Here is a 15,082-nt window from a genome sequence, read left to right on the forward strand (position 1 = left end):
GATTTTTGTATTTATCAATTTAAAAATATGGAGGAATAAAAAATGAGATATTTAACAGCAGGAGAATCCCATGGTCCGCAATTAACAACGATTATAGAAGGTGTTCCAGCAGGTTTACATTTAACAGCTGAAATGGTTAATAGTGAATTGGCAAGAAGACAAAAAGGATATGGTAGAGGAAGACGTATGCAGATTGAGAAAGATCAAGTTCACATTACGAGTGGCGTTCGTCATGGTTTGACGCTCGGAGGTCCTATTGCTTTAGTCGTGGAAAACAATGATTTTAAACATTGGACAAAAATAATGGGAGCAGCACCTATCAGTGACGAGGAACATGAAGAAGTAAAGAGAAAAATAACGAGACCACGACCTGGTCACGCTGATTTAAATGGCGCAATAAAATACGGCCATCGTGACATGAGAAATGTGTTAGAGCGGTCATCGGCGCGTGAAACGACAGTTAGAGTAGCTGCTGGTGCAGTTGCCAAAATTATCCTCAAAGAGCTCGGTGTTCATATCGGCGGCCATGTGTTAGAGATAGGTGGAGTGAAATCAGAAAATACAAATTACCAATCTATAGAAGAATTGCAAACAATAACAGAAGCATCTCCCGTTCGTTGCCTTGATGAGCAAGCAGGTGAGAAGATGATGCGTGCCATCGACTCAGCGAAAGAAAATGGCGATTCCATTGGAGGGATAGTGGAAGTAATCGCGGAAGGAATGCCGATCGGCGTTGGTAGTTATGTACATTATGATCGCAAATTAGAAGCGATACTCGCTGGAGCCATGATGAGCATTAATGCATTTAAAGGTGTAGAAGTAGGTATTGGATTCGAGGCAGCGAGTAGACCAGGTAGTACGGTTCATGATGAAATATTTTGGGACGAAACAAATGGTTATACACGCGGTACAAATAATGCAGGAGGATTTGAAGGTGGAATGACAACAGGGATGCCAATTGTTATTAGAGGTGTAATGAAGCCAATTCCTACATTATATAAACCATTACAAAGTGTCGATATTGATACAAAGGAGCCTTTCAAAGCAAGCATTGAACGTTCAGATAGTTGTGCGGTGCCGGCAGCAAGTGTTGTAGCAGAATCAGTTATTGCATGGGAATTGGCAAATGCGTTAGTAGAACAATTCGGCCGTGATCGGATGGATTCGATTAAAGAAAATATTAATAATCATCAAACATACGCTCGAGATTTCTAATTAAATAGGATAATTTCATTTTGAAAAGGCGGGAAGACATGAAGGTCAAAAAACAACTACTTACATTAAAAGCATATGTCCCTGGGAAATCTAGTGAGGAAGTTAGAAAAGAATATGGCCTAGAAAAGATCGTTAAGTTGGCATCTAATGAAAATCCATATGGCAGTTCGCCAACTGTATTAGAAGCTATATCTACAGCTATTCCGAGTTTTGCTATTTATCCAGATGGTGCAGCAGTTGAATTAAGGGAAACGGTAGCTCGATATGTGGGAGTTAATGAAGATCAGCTTCTATTTTCAAGTGGTTTAGACGAACTCATTCAAATAATTAGTAGGGCCATCTTATCACCAGAAACAAATGCCATTATGGCAGAGGAGACATTTTCCCAATATAAACATCATGCAGTAATTGAAAATGCCGAAATTCGTGAGGTACCTTTGAAAGATGGCACCCATGATTTAGACGGAATGGCCAGTAAAATAGATGGCAACACAAGAGTTATTTGGATTTGTAATCCGAATAATCCAACAGGAACTTATGTGGGTAAAAAAGACTTGGAACAGTTCTTATCTCGGGTTCCATCACATGTACTTGTTGTTCTTGATGAAGCTTATTATGAATATGCGATAGCTGATGATTACCCACAAACGATTGAATTATTAAAGCAATATGAAAATTTACTCGTCTTGCGGACATTTTCAAAGGCTTTTGGGCTCGCAGCATTTAGGATTGGTTATGGCATTGGTTCATCTGCTTTTATAAAACAATTAGAAATAGCTAGGCTCCCGTTCAATACATCCGTCCTAGCACAAACAGCGGCGATCGCCGCGTTACAAGATTTAGAATTTGTAAGTCATAGTGTGAAAAAGAACAGGGAAGAAATCAAAAAGTTTTATGATTTTTTCGATCAGCATCAAATCACATTCTATCCTTCGCAAACAAATTTCATTTATATCAATATACCTGGAAAATCCAGCGAAGAAGTATTTCAGCATTTGCTTGAAAGAGGCTTTATTGTTCGAGCTTTTCCAAAAGGTGTAAGAATTACAGTTGGCAGAGAACAAGAAAATAAAGAATTACTGGAACAGATAGAAAAAATGATTCTTGTAAAACAATAGAGAGTGTGGCCGTTGAAAATGAAAAATGATAGAAAGCATGTTTTATTAATAGGTGTCGGTCTAATAGGCGGTTCTGTTGCTTTAGCAATTAAGAAAGAACATGATGCATTTATTATAGGTTGTGATATTAAACGGGATAACTGTATTTTAGCCCAAAAAATGAACGTAATTGATGCTTACACTGATAATATGGAAGAAGAGGCAGTAAAAGCCGATCTCATTATTCTTGCATGTCCTGTTGAGAAAGCAGAACAAATTTTGCAAGTGTTGGCTAATCTACCTTTACGCGATCATACGATTATCACTGATGTCGGTAGTACAAAAGGGAGAATTATTGAGAAAGCAGAATCGCTTTCTTTTCATGGTGCTGTTTTTATTGGTGGTCACCCAATGGCTGGTTCCCATAAAGTAGGACCAGGAAGTGCTAAAGCACATTTATTTGAAAATGCTTTTTATATTTTAACGCCAACCGAACAGGTGGATCCTTCGATAATCGCTGAACTAAAAAATTGGCTTAAAGGCACAAAAGCAAATTTCATTATGATGGATGCTAAGCAACATGATTTGGTTACGGGCGTAGTCAGTCATTTTCCGCATATTGTAGCTGCTAGTTTAGTACGTCAAGTGGAAAAGTACGCTTCAGGTAATGAACATATTAGCAGTCTCGCCGCGGGTGGCTTTCGAGATATCACGAGAATTGCGTCAAGTAGTCCAGAAATGTGGCGTGATATAGTTAAACATAATCAACCGATGCTTCTGTCATTACTTAACGAATGGGAAAAAGAGATGAGTGAAATTCGTCAATTACTTAATGATGGTGATAGCAATCAATTATACGAATACTTTTCTGGTGCAAAACATTTTCGCGATTCTTTACCAGTAAGGGCCAAAGGTGCCATAGCTGCATTTTATGATTTATATGTAGATGTACTAGATAGTCCAGGAGTCATCTCAGATATAACCACTTTATTGGCAAAAGAACATATTAGTATTACGAACATTCGAATTATTGAAGCGCGTGAAGATGTATATGGTGTATTAAGAGTAAGTTTTCAAACAGAAAATGATTTAGAAAAAGCAAAGAAAAGCTTAAATAATAGAGGCTATAAAACGTATATGAGTATGTGAGGAGTGGCTGAATTGGCGACAGTAACGAGTAAGAATGTACAATTAAATGGCGTGATGCAAGTGCCAGGTGACAAATCTATTTCCCATCGTTCCGTCATGTTTGGAGCAATTGCGCAAGGTAAAACGGTCGCTACCGGGCTACTTACAGGCGATGATTGTTTAAATACGATCGCGTGTTTTAGAAAATTAGGAGTGGATATTCATCAAGATGGGGATTACGTAGAAATAAACGGGAATGGCTTAGATGGATTAAAAGAACCAAGTGAAGTATTGGATGTCGGAAATTCTGGTACAACAATAAGGTTGATGCTTGGGATTTTAGCTAATTTGCCTTTCCACACAAACATTATTGGAGATGAGTCGATTGCTAAACGGCCAATGGACAGAGTAACAATTCCATTGAAAGAAATGGGCGCACAAATAGATGGACGATCAAATGGTTCATATACACCATTAAGTGTCAGAGGTGGTGGCTTAAAAGGGATTAATTATCAATCGCCAGTTGCAAGTGCGCAAATAAAGTCTGCTGTATTATTAGCTGGATTATATGCTGATGGTGTAACGTCTGTTACGGAACCAGAGTTATCTAGAGACCATACAGAGCGGATGTTAAGAGCCTTTGGTTGTACAGTCCAAGAAAATGGTTTGAAAAAGTCGCTTCAAGGAAAACAAATACTCAAGGGAACAACGATTAACATTCCAGGAGATATTTCTTCAGCTGCTTTTTTCCTTGTAGGTGGGGCGATTCTACCAAATAGTATGATTACAATCAAAAATGTCGGTATTAATCCTACAAGAACTGGGATTATTGATATATTAAAATCAATGGGAGCTAAACTAACTATTGATAATGTAGACGAGAACGCAGTAGAACCTTTCGCAGATATTACTATTTCTACATCGAACTTAAAAGCGGTGGAAATCAGCGGGGAAATTATTCCTAGATTGATTGACGAAATACCTATTATTGCACTTGCTGCAACACAAGCAGAAGGTGTGACAATTATTAAAGATGCGGCTGAATTAAAAGTGAAAGAAACGAATAGAATTGATGCTGTTGTTGAAGAATTGAAAAAGATGGGGGCAAATATAGAGGCTACTGATGATGGGATGAAGATTTATGGAAAATCTTTATTGCATGCTGCAGATGTAGAAAGTCACGGTGATCATCGAATTGGTATGATGTTGGCAATTGCAGGATGTCTCGTGAATGGAGATACAAAAATAGCGCACAGTGAAGCAATCTCCATTTCATATCCTGGATTCTTTGAACAATTAGATAAGTTAAAGGTAAATAATTAAATTGATAGTAATGTCCCTATGTTTTTATGGTTATTTTAATATGCGAATTGGGTAACAATAATAATACGAACCATCATTCTTCTTAATATGAACAATGATGGTTCGTATTTTTTGCAGATGGGATTATGGATGAAAGGAGCTGGGCGTGTGCCACAAATTATGTCGGTTGGAACTGGAATTCCAGAATTCTCCGTAACACAAACAGAAACAATGGAATTCGCCAAGCAATTATTCTCTACGTCAGTGAAAGATCTCGACCGTTTATTAAAGGTTTTCCATAATGGTGAAATTAAAAAGCGCCATTTTGTCAAAGATATGGACTGGTACAAGCAAACACACTCTTTTTCAGAGAAAAATGATGCATTTATAGAGGCCGCTGTGAAGCTTAGTATTGAATCGATTAATGCTTGTTTAAAATCTTCCATGCTTAAACAATCAGTCTCATATGAGGAAATTGATGCGATATTTATGATTTGCTCAACGGGCCTAGCCACTCCTAGTCTTGAAGCTAGAATCATGAATTACTTACCATTTTCTGAACATACGAAAAGAATTCCAATATGGGGGCTTGGCTGTGCAGGTGGTGCAGCAGGTCTAGCTCGTGCACATGACTATTGCAAGGCATTCCCAAAATCTAAAGTACTTGTTGTAACTATTGAATTATGTAGTCTTACTTTTCAAAAAGATGACCTCAGTAAGAGTAATTTAATAGGAACTTCTTTATTTGCGGATGGTGCAGCTAGCGTTTTACTGGGTGGAGATGAAGTAGAGTATCTTACATATACAAGTCGCCCATTACCGACCATTATTGATACACAGTCTACATTAATGACGGCATCACTTGATGTGATGGGCTGGGATATTAAAGATAATGGCTTGTATGTTGTATTTTCTAAGAGCATACCTACGCTAGTAGAAAACTGGTTTGAACCAAATGTCAGCAAGTTCCTAGAAAAAAATAATATAACGATTGCAGATATAGAACACTTTATTGCGCATCCAGGTGGAAAAAAAGTTATTTCGTCTTATGAAAAGGCGTTTGCACTTTCACCAGAGAAGACAGCAATTTCTCTACATATCTTGAGTCAGTTTGGAAATATGTCCTCTCCAACCGTATTGTTTGTATTGCAATTATTTATGGAAAAAGAAATTAGAACAGGTGAAAGTGGTTTAATTGCTGCTTTAGGTCCGGGTTTTAGTTCTGAACTATTACTCGTTAGGTGGGAATAATGTTATTTTGGATTGTATTTACATTCGTAGTAATCCAACGGTTATTAGAGTTAATGCTGGCCGATAGAAATGAACAATGGATGAAAAGCCAAGGAGCAATTGAATATGGACACAGTCATTATGTGTATATGGTCCTCATGCATATAAGTTTCTTTATCTCGCTTATTGTCGAAGTGATATTTACCAACAAATCTGTGCATCCATATTGGCTTATATTACTATTTATTTTTTTTATAATTCAAACGGCTAGAATATGGGTTATTTTGTCTTTAGGAAAGTATTGGAATACAAAAATAATTGTATTGCCAGGAAGTAATATTGTGAGGAAAGGTCCTTTCCAATTGATCAAACACCCAAATTATTTAATTGTTACGATCGAATTAATCATCTTGCCACTCATGTTCCAAGCGTACTTAACCATGATTGCTTTTTTCTTCTTAAATCAAATTATTTTAGCTATTAGAATACCGATAGAAGAACAAGCACTTCGTGAAAATACAGATTATTAATCGTGAGAGGTCCCTTTCTAAACAACCTTAGGATGTTTGAAAAGGGACTTTCTTGTTTTTTTATATGAAGACGTAACATCTTAGTAGTGTAGAAGGCTTCAAGTCAGCTTATGAGGAAGTTTTGTTTTAATCAACGTGATTAGGGAAGAATTAGAAGAAACAAGTGGAAAAACTCCAGGAAGAAGGAGATGAAGACAAGTGTCTAATACAAATGAAATGCCTTATGAAGAAGGCTTGGATCATAGTCTAAGCCTTATGAGGGAAGGATATATGTATATAAAGAATAGACGTAGTAGTTTTGCATCCGATATTTTCGAGACCCGTTTGCTTGGGCAAAAGACAATATGCATGGGTGGAAAGGAAGCAACTAAAATTTTTTATGATAACGAGAAATTCAAGAGAAACGGTGCAGCACCAAAGAGGGTTGTGGAAACGTTATTTGGTGAAAAGGGTGTCCAGACGTTAGATGGTCAGGCACACAAACATCGTAAAGAAATGTTTATGTCGCTGATGTCACCCGAACAAATAAAAAGACTGAATGACATCTTGAAAAAACAATGGGAGATTGCGATTAATGAATGGAAACAGATGGATAAAATTGTATTATATGAAGAAGCGAAGCAAATCTTATGCATTACAGCATGTCAATGGGCTGGTGTACCATTAAAGGAAGATGAATTAAAGCAAAAGACAAAAGAGCTCAGTGCGATGTTCGAAGCGCCTGCCGCGATCGGTCCAGAGCATTGGCAAGGAAGATATAGCCAAAATAAAGTGGAAAAGTGGATGGATACGCTTATCGATCAGGTGAGGGATGAGAGAGTGAATCCAACAGAAGGAACAGCGTTACATACAATTGCCTGGCACAAAGACCCAGATGGAAATCTTCTAGACACCAGCATTGCTGCCGTGGAAGTGATAAATATTTTAAGACCGATTGTGGCTATCGCCATTTATATCAATTTTACGGCATTGGCAGTGCATCACTTCCCGGAAGAAACAGAAAAATTGTCTAAGTCAGATGACGGTAAATATGCAGAGATGTTTGTACAGGAAGTTCGTCGCTTTTATCCTTTTTTTCCGTTTGCTGCAGCAAAGGTGAAAAAGGATTTTACTTGGAATGGGTATATATTTAAGAAAGGGATATTAACTTTGCTTGATCTGTATGGTACGAATCATGATCCGGAAATTTGGAACAATCCGGATGTGTTCCAACCAGAGAGATTTGTTGATTGGGAAGGCAGCCCATTTGATTTCATCCCTCAAGGCGGTGGCGATTATTTTATGGACCATCGATGTGCTGGTGAGTGGGTTACGATGGAAGTCATGAAAGTGAGTCTAGATTATCTAATGAATCAAATTGATTATGAAATTCCTAATCAAGACTTAAGTTTCAGTTTGGTAAACATTCCAAGTATACCTAAAAGCAGCGTAGTGCTTAAAAATATAGAGAAGAAATCCTAGAAAACCAAGTTAATGTTCAGTTGGTGTTAAGCTCAAATTTTAATTTAAATCATATAATTTGGAAGAATGTTGCTAATAGGCAATATTCTTTTTTTATATGAGATCATAAAACAGTAGGTTAGTGGGAAACTTTTAAAAAGGAGCTCTTCGTCTAACTTCGATGTCCCTATATACAATTGTCCCCGGACATGGCGATCTAAGTTGATCTTCGTTCAGTGACTAATAAACTGAACGATTTTTTCTACGATAAGTCAATTTGCAGAAGGTTAAGACCAACCTTCTAGCCATCTTATCTTATACTTGCTGGCCCTGAACGAGCGCTTGCATTTTTGTTTTAAGGAACTCATACGAATCTATATGAAAATATTGAAAACTTAGGTAAAATAGAAGGAAATGAGCATGATGAGGAGTTTGTTAGCAACATGGTTAACATATTAGAAGAGATTACCAAAGATAGCCAACTTCAAAAAACACTTACATTATTGGATAGATTTCAGCAAAATGGAGATCGCGTTCGGGTTGAAAAAGCAGAACAATTATTAAGAAAAATACATGAAAAGGAATTCATTACTGCCTTTAGTGGTCATTTTTCAGCGGGAAAATCGACGATGATTAATGCTTTAATTGGCGATCAAGTGCTGCCTTCAAGTCCGATACCTACAAGCGCGAATTTAGTAAAGGTATTAAAGTCATCCGAAGATTATGCGAAAGTGTATTCGCATTCTCAAAAAACATTATTATTCCAGGCACCATATAATTTTGAAACTGTAAAAGCATACTGCAAAAATGGTGATGTAACAAATATAGAAATAGGAAAAAAGACTTCGTTACTTCCCAAAGGTGTAACTATTATGGATACACCAGGAGTAGATTCAACAGATGATGCGCATCGCATATCTACTGAATCGGCACTTCACTTAGCTGACATTGTATTTTATGTGATGGATTATAACCATGTACAATCAGAACTTAATTTTATGTATACGAAAAATTTACTTAAACATGGTGTCAAATTATATTTGATCATTAATCAAATTGATAAGCATAATGAGCAAGAGTTATCATTCACTTCCTTTAAAAAGTCTGTCCATGATTCGTTTACTAGTTGGGAAGTAGAGCCAGCAGGAATATATTTTACTACATTAAAAGATCCAAACCACCCAGAAAATGAATTTGCTACGATAAAATCATTGATCGATCATGCTTTTTTACATCATGATGACTTAATACAGGGGACAATAGATGCAGCCTTTAATCGGTTAGTTACTGAACATGAAGCCTGGCTGCAAGAGGAAATGGACTTAGCTACACAGCCATATGAACAAGTAGTTGCTGAATATTCCGAAGAAGGACTTCGGACGCTATTCATAGAAGAGAGTAAATTAAAGATTGAAAAAGAAACAGTCATGCACACTGCGCCAAATTGGGAAAAGGCGTTTGAAAAGGATCGTGAAGTGATTCTGAAAAATGCTTATTTAATGCCCTTTGAGACGAGGGAGCTTGCAGAGCAATACTTAATTTCCGCCCAAGCAGATTTTAAAAAAGGATTTTTATTTAGCAAAAAGAAAACAGATGACGAAAGATCAGCTAGGTTGCAAGCATTCTATATGGGTGTTAAAAAACAGGTAGAATCGCAAATAAATTGGCATCTGAAACAACTAGCAGTGAAAAAAGTGGAGGAAACAGAGCTTCTTGATGAGGATCTGCAAGCAGCAGCACAACAAATCGAAATTACATTTGATGAAAGTTTGCTCACTGATGCGATTCATAAAGGAGCCGGAATAAATGGTGAGTATGTACTCCATTATTGTGAACAAATAGCCAATCGCCTTAGGAATATAGCAAGGAAGACTTCTGATCAGTTTAAGACAGCTGTTGCAGACACATTGCAAGTTCGTATAGATACACAACTGATAATGGTAAATAAACATTTAGCTAAGCTAGAAAAAGAAACTACTGCACTAAGATCATTAATCGAGTTGGAAAAAGAGTATGATGAGAAGAAGGGCCTGCTTTATATTTCTTCAGGGAAAGAAGAACAATTAATAACTTTGGTCAAAAAATGGCAGAAAGAAAAATCAGATGTAGCCATATATAATGATGAGAATGTGAACATACCTGAAGCGATTCCCGCTGTTGTTGAGCCCCTTAAAGAATATAATACAAAAATAGACTCATCGATCGATAGGGATACGATAATTGAAAAACTAGATCGCGCTGTTACCTTATTGTCGGGAATAAAAGGCTTTAACAGAATGACAGAACAATTATTTGAAAAGAGCTCACGGCTTAAGCACCAAAGTTTTACGATTTCCTTATTCGGAGCTTTTAGTGCAGGAAAGTCATCATTTGCCAATGCATTATTAGGTGAAAGTGTTCTTCCTGTATCTCCCAACCCAACGACGGCTGCCATTAATCGTATTTGCCCGCCGACGAATGAAAACGCTCATGGTACAGCTATTGTACGTTTAAAAGAAGCTGATCAACTTTTAGCAGATATAAACGAGTCATTATCGATGTTCAATTATGCAACTACTACATTAGAAGAAGCATTTTCAGTTATCTCGAAAGTTCTTTCCCATCAAAAGGGAGAGGGAAAAGAAAAGATTCATATAACGTTTTTGACTGCATTTATCCAAGGATTTGAGTTATATCGTGAAAAGCTTGGTACGGATATTAAAACAAACTTAGAAGAGTTTCAAAGTTTTGTTGCGAATGAAGCACAATCATGCTTTGTTGAAGCAATTGATTTGTTTTACGATTGTTCTTTTACAAGGAAAGGGATCACATTAGTAGATACACCTGGTGCAGATTCCATCAATGCCAGACATACAGGAGTTGCATTTGAATATATAAAAGACTCCGATGCGATTCTATTTGTAACATATTATAACCATGCTTTTTCAAAAGCAGATCGAGAGTTTTTAATTCAACTTGGTCGTGTAAAGGACGCTTTCGAACTTGATAAAATGTTTTTTATTGTGAATGCTATTGATTTAGCTAGCTCTGAAGAAGAAGTAGCAGAAGTGCTTACGTACGTAAAAAGTGAGCTTACTAAAAATGGCATTCGTTTCCCGAAAATTTATGGGTTATCAAGCAAATTAGCTTTAATAGCTGAGGATAAGAAAGCCTCCAACTTAGAAGCATTTACAAATGAATTTAATTACTTTTTAGATAAAGATTTAAATGCAATGGCTGTTAATTCAGCTGAAAAGGATTACCAAAGAGTATTGGTTATGCTTGAACAGCTAATCCAATCTGCCAATGAAGATGAAAGTGTAAAAACGCAAAGACGAGAATCGCTAATTTCTACAAAAGAAAAAATAGATAGATTACTTTTAGAGAATAAAGCTAACATATTGAGTGATCGACTTAAGCAAGAGATAAAGGAACTTTTATTTTATGTTAAACAAAGAGTGTTTTTCCGCTTCCCAGACTTTTTTAAGGAAGCATTCAATCCAGCAGTGCTAAAAGGAAATAGTCGAGATCAATTGAAAAAACAATTAGATGAATTATTAGCGACAATGGGCTATGATTTTGCTCAAGAAATGAGAGCTACATCTTTGCGGTTAGAACAATTTACGAAAAAACTACTCTATGGCCGATTTGGAGAGATAGAAAAAGAATTACAGTCCATACAATCCGAGATTACACTTTCTCAACTGCAAATACAGAATGGAGTTACACCTAACTTTGAATCTGCATTTGTTCGCGTAGAACGTAAGCCTTTAGAAACTGTTTTTAAGTATTTCAAAAATCCTAAGGCATTCTTTGAAAATAACGAAAAAAAGCAAATGGAAGAAGCTTTGCAAGATTTATTATCTCCTTTAGCTGAAAGTTATTTAGAAAGTGAACGTGTTAAGTTAAATGATTATTATGGAGAAGCACTTCATGATAAGTTTTCAGAAATGGTGGATAACATCAGATTTGATACAGATGAGCAATACGACGCTTGGATTACTGCTTTAACTGATAACAAAAAACTTTCAGAATGGATGAAAATCCAATCTACATTACAGAGATAATGATTTCATTGAAAAGAGGAATGCTAATGCACTATATTAAATCAACCGAATGGTTAAATGAGCGATTAAATAATGTGAATATAAGAGTTATTGATTGTAGGTTTTCGCTAACAGATCGATCATATGGACAAAGAACTTTTAAAAAGGATCATATACCGGGAGCAGTTTTCTTTGATTTAGAAAAAGATTTATCAGGGCCTGTACAAGAACATGGCGGAAGGCATCCTTTACCAGACTTAAGTGTATTTAAGCATAAATTAGAATTAGCCGGTATTAATAATCGAACGATTGTAGTAGCTTATGATGATGGTGAGGGCTCATTTGCCTCTCGGTTCTGGTGGTTACTAACATATATCGGACATGACCAAGTGTATGTATTGGATGGAGGATTAAAGAAATGGAAAGATGCAGGTTATCCTATAACCTCACATACAATGAAATACGAAGAGACGGTATTTTCTATTTTTGAGAATAAGCATATGCTAGCAACTTATCTTGAAGTTAAACAAAGAAGTGCAGACAAGCAAGCGGTATTAATAGATTCAAGAGCTAAAGAACGATATCTCGGACTTACAGAGCCAATGGATAAAAGGCCTGGTCACATTCCTGGTGCGATAAACAAAGTATGGACGGAGGGATTTAAGGATGGTAAATGGAAAAGCAAACAAGATCAAATAGCTCGATTTACTGAATTAGATCATTCAACTGAAATAATTGTTTATTGTGGATCAGGGGTAACTGCGACGCCAAATATTCTTAACCTGATGAGTGCAGGATTTGAGAATGTAAAATTATATGCAGGCAGCTACTCTGATTGGGTTTCTTATGATGAAAATCCGGTTGAAGGAATAACTGACAAAACAGAGCCTTAATTTCGGCTCTGTTTTCATATGTTATAATGGAAGAATGAAATGATTTGGAGAGGTGTATCTAGTAATGAAACAACAGCATTTATTATTAATCGATGGAATGGCACTTTTATTCCGTTCCTTTTATGCAACAGCAGTAAGTAAATATTTTATGGTCAATACTGCGGGTGTGCCGACCAATGCGGTCCAAGGGTATATCAAACATTTACTGATGGCAGTTGAACATGTAAACCCAACGCATGTGGCAGTTTGTTGGGATATGGGTAGTGTGACATTTCGTAATGATTTATATCCGGAGTACAAGGCTAACCGAGGTGCTGCACCAGAAGAATTGATTCCTCAATTTGATCTTGCGAAAGAGGTTACTACTGCTTTTAACATTCCTAACATTGGAATAGCAGGATTTGAAGCAGATGACTGTATCGGAACAATTTGCGAGCAGTATAAAGATCAAATGAATATTTCTGTACTAACTGGTGATCGAGATTTAATCCAAATAGTAGATGAGAATGTGCAAGTCCTAATTATGCAAAAAGGGATGGGCAACTATAAAACATATACAACTTCTTTAGTATGGGATGAATTTAACATACTCCCAAAGCAGCTTATAGACGTGAAGGCATTGATGGGCGACTCTAGTGATGGTTACCCGGGAGTAAAAGGGATTGGTGAAAAAACAGCATTGAAGCTCATCCAAACATACGATCATATTGAGGGTTTATTAGAAAACATTGCACATATTACACCAGGACAAAGAAAGAAGATTGAAGCAGAAACAGAAGTCTTACATTTATGCAGGGAATTAGCCAAAATAAAATGTGACACACCACTCCTGCAAATAAATATAAATGATTGCACATGGGAAGAAGTCCCTTCTACAGCATGGGATGCCATATCAGAACATGAGTTGAAAACAATACACAGTTATTTGCTTAAATCATCCATGTACTCTGGAGCAGGGGAAATTTTTAGTAGTTAATAAGTAATAGCTCAGACGCCAGTAAGTTAAGTATAAACTGCGTCGAAGATTTTTTTATTGGTAGCCGCTATTTAAAAATACCAATTTTAGTATAGTTATTCAGGGTTCTACTTTCCTATTTAAACGCAAAGGGGAAGAATTCATTGGCATTGAAATATTATGATTTGGAAAATTATCTTCTAAATTTAGAAGATAAAGGTTTTAAATTTAAAGAAGATGCTATCTCGTTTATATACTTCGGAAAGCAGTTAACTGGATCTACAGACAATCTTGTTACGCTATCCATCGAATTAACGCTTAAAAATCAAAAAAGATTTGACGGTAGCTTTTATTTATCTTTACTTGAAACTCTGAAAGAAAACAATATTCAAACGAGTGTGCAGGCGTATGAATTTGCCAAGGATATTGGTTTGCTTAAAAATTCATGATAGAAATAATAACTTAATATATACTCTAAAAGGCGACATTTCGATACATACGAAATGTCGCTTTTCTATACCTTTATATAATGATCCCGCTTCGTTTTAGGACTATGGTAAATGAAGATGATTAAACTGGCTATTTGAAGCGCTTAACTTTATTGCATATAATATGTTTATTTAAAAAAACAATTAGTAAGTATGCAATTAATCCAGAAGGGCAAGATAAACTAGTAAAAAATATGCTAGCTTGAGGAGGATTATGTTGGGAATATTAAGTGGCAATCCAAAAGATGAACCAATGCATTATGGTGAAGTATTTGGAACATGGTCTTTTTTAATGACAGGTAAAGGAATGGTAGCTGCTTATCAGGCACTTACTAATCATGCCGGGGACGAGGACTTGAAAAAGCTGATAGAAGAATCAATCCAGCATTGCACGAATGAAATGAAACAAATAGAAGAGTTATTAAAGGAAAATGGGGTTGGATTACCACCCGCTCCACCCGAACGGCCTAACACCAGCGTGGATGAAATCCCAGTAGGTGCTCGTTTCCAGGATCCTGAAATTGCGGCTAAATTATCAGCTGATACTGCAGCTGGCTTAATAGCATGCAGCACAATTATGGGACAATCTATCCGGGAAGACATTGCGGTAATGTTCGGTCAAATCCATATGCAAAAAGCTGCGCTAGGTGCAAAACTACTTCGTTTAAATAAGGAAAAAGGATGGTTAATACCTCCTCCACTACATCATAAATAATTGAACATAGAGCATCCTCTGGAGAATGTTCTTAATGCAATGGTATGCTGTAAAGGAGCCCGAT

General features: G+C 36.5%; 12 protein-coding genes. All 12 read left to right on the forward strand.

Features of this window, described 5'->3' with window-relative positions; all coding sequences use genetic code 11:
• Positions 1-42: 42 nt before the first annotated feature.
• On the forward strand, positions 43-1,215 hold the full coding sequence (aroC, locus tag BLE01S_RS05170) for a chorismate synthase (RefSeq protein WP_066137918.1): 1,173 nt from the start codon (positions 43-45) through the stop codon (positions 1,213-1,215).
• A gap of 38 nt (positions 1,216-1,253) precedes the next feature.
• Positions 1,254-2,333, forward strand: coding sequence for a histidinol-phosphate transaminase (gene hisC, locus BLE01S_RS05175; protein WP_066137921.1), 1,080 nt, complete (start codon positions 1,254-1,256; stop codon positions 2,331-2,333).
• Positions 2,334-2,351: 18 nt separating this feature from the next.
• Complete coding sequence (locus BLE01S_RS05180; protein WP_066140926.1) at positions 2,352-3,461, forward strand: prephenate dehydrogenase; 1,110 nt, start codon at positions 2,352-2,354, stop codon at positions 3,459-3,461.
• Positions 3,462-3,473: 12 nt separating this feature from the next.
• On the forward strand, positions 3,474-4,763 hold the full coding sequence (gene aroA, locus BLE01S_RS05185; protein ID WP_274379898.1) for a 3-phosphoshikimate 1-carboxyvinyltransferase: 1,290 nt from the start codon (positions 3,474-3,476) through the stop codon (positions 4,761-4,763).
• A gap of 147 nt (positions 4,764-4,910) precedes the next feature.
• Positions 4,911-5,993, forward strand: coding sequence for a type III polyketide synthase (locus BLE01S_RS05190; RefSeq protein WP_066140931.1), 1,083 nt, complete (start codon positions 4,911-4,913; stop codon positions 5,991-5,993).
• Positions 5,993-6,502, forward strand: a complete 510-nt coding sequence (locus tag BLE01S_RS05195) for an isoprenylcysteine carboxyl methyltransferase family protein (RefSeq protein WP_066137924.1) — start codon at positions 5,993-5,995, stop codon at positions 6,500-6,502. Before BLE01S_RS05190 ends, BLE01S_RS05195 begins: the two co-directional genes overlap by 1 nt.
• Before the next feature lie 198 nt (positions 6,503-6,700).
• A complete protein-coding gene (cypC, locus tag BLE01S_RS05200) occupies positions 6,701-7,963 on the forward strand; it encodes a CYP152 family fatty-acid peroxygenase CypC (protein ID WP_274379899.1) in 1,263 nt (420 codons plus the stop codon).
• A gap of 422 nt (positions 7,964-8,385) precedes the next feature.
• Positions 8,386-11,988, forward strand: a complete 3,603-nt coding sequence (locus tag BLE01S_RS05205) for a dynamin family protein (protein ID WP_066137928.1) — start codon at positions 8,386-8,388, stop codon at positions 11,986-11,988.
• 26 nt (positions 11,989-12,014) lie between these two features.
• The gene (locus BLE01S_RS05210) at positions 12,015-12,860 is read left to right on the forward strand and encodes a sulfurtransferase (RefSeq protein ID WP_066137933.1); all 846 of its coding nucleotides are present in this window, start codon (positions 12,015-12,017) and stop codon (positions 12,858-12,860) included.
• Between the two features lie 64 nt (positions 12,861-12,924).
• A complete protein-coding gene (locus BLE01S_RS05215) occupies positions 12,925-13,836 on the forward strand; it encodes a 5'-3' exonuclease (protein ID WP_066137937.1) in 912 nt (303 codons plus the stop codon).
• 143 nt (positions 13,837-13,979) lie between these two features.
• Positions 13,980-14,264: a DUF6123 family protein gene (locus tag BLE01S_RS05220; RefSeq protein ID WP_231955918.1), complete on the forward strand. Its 285-nt coding sequence runs from the start codon at positions 13,980-13,982 to the stop codon at positions 14,262-14,264.
• A gap of 256 nt (positions 14,265-14,520) precedes the next feature.
• Positions 14,521-15,018, forward strand: coding sequence for a DUF3231 family protein (locus BLE01S_RS05225; protein WP_066137938.1), 498 nt, complete (start codon positions 14,521-14,523; stop codon positions 15,016-15,018).
• Positions 15,019-15,082: the final 64 nt, after the last annotated feature.

Origin of the sequence: Lederbergia lenta NBRC 16444, assembly GCF_001591545.1 — a bacterium.
GTDB lineage: Bacteria > Bacillota > Bacilli > Bacillales > Bacillaceae_C > Lederbergia > Lederbergia lenta.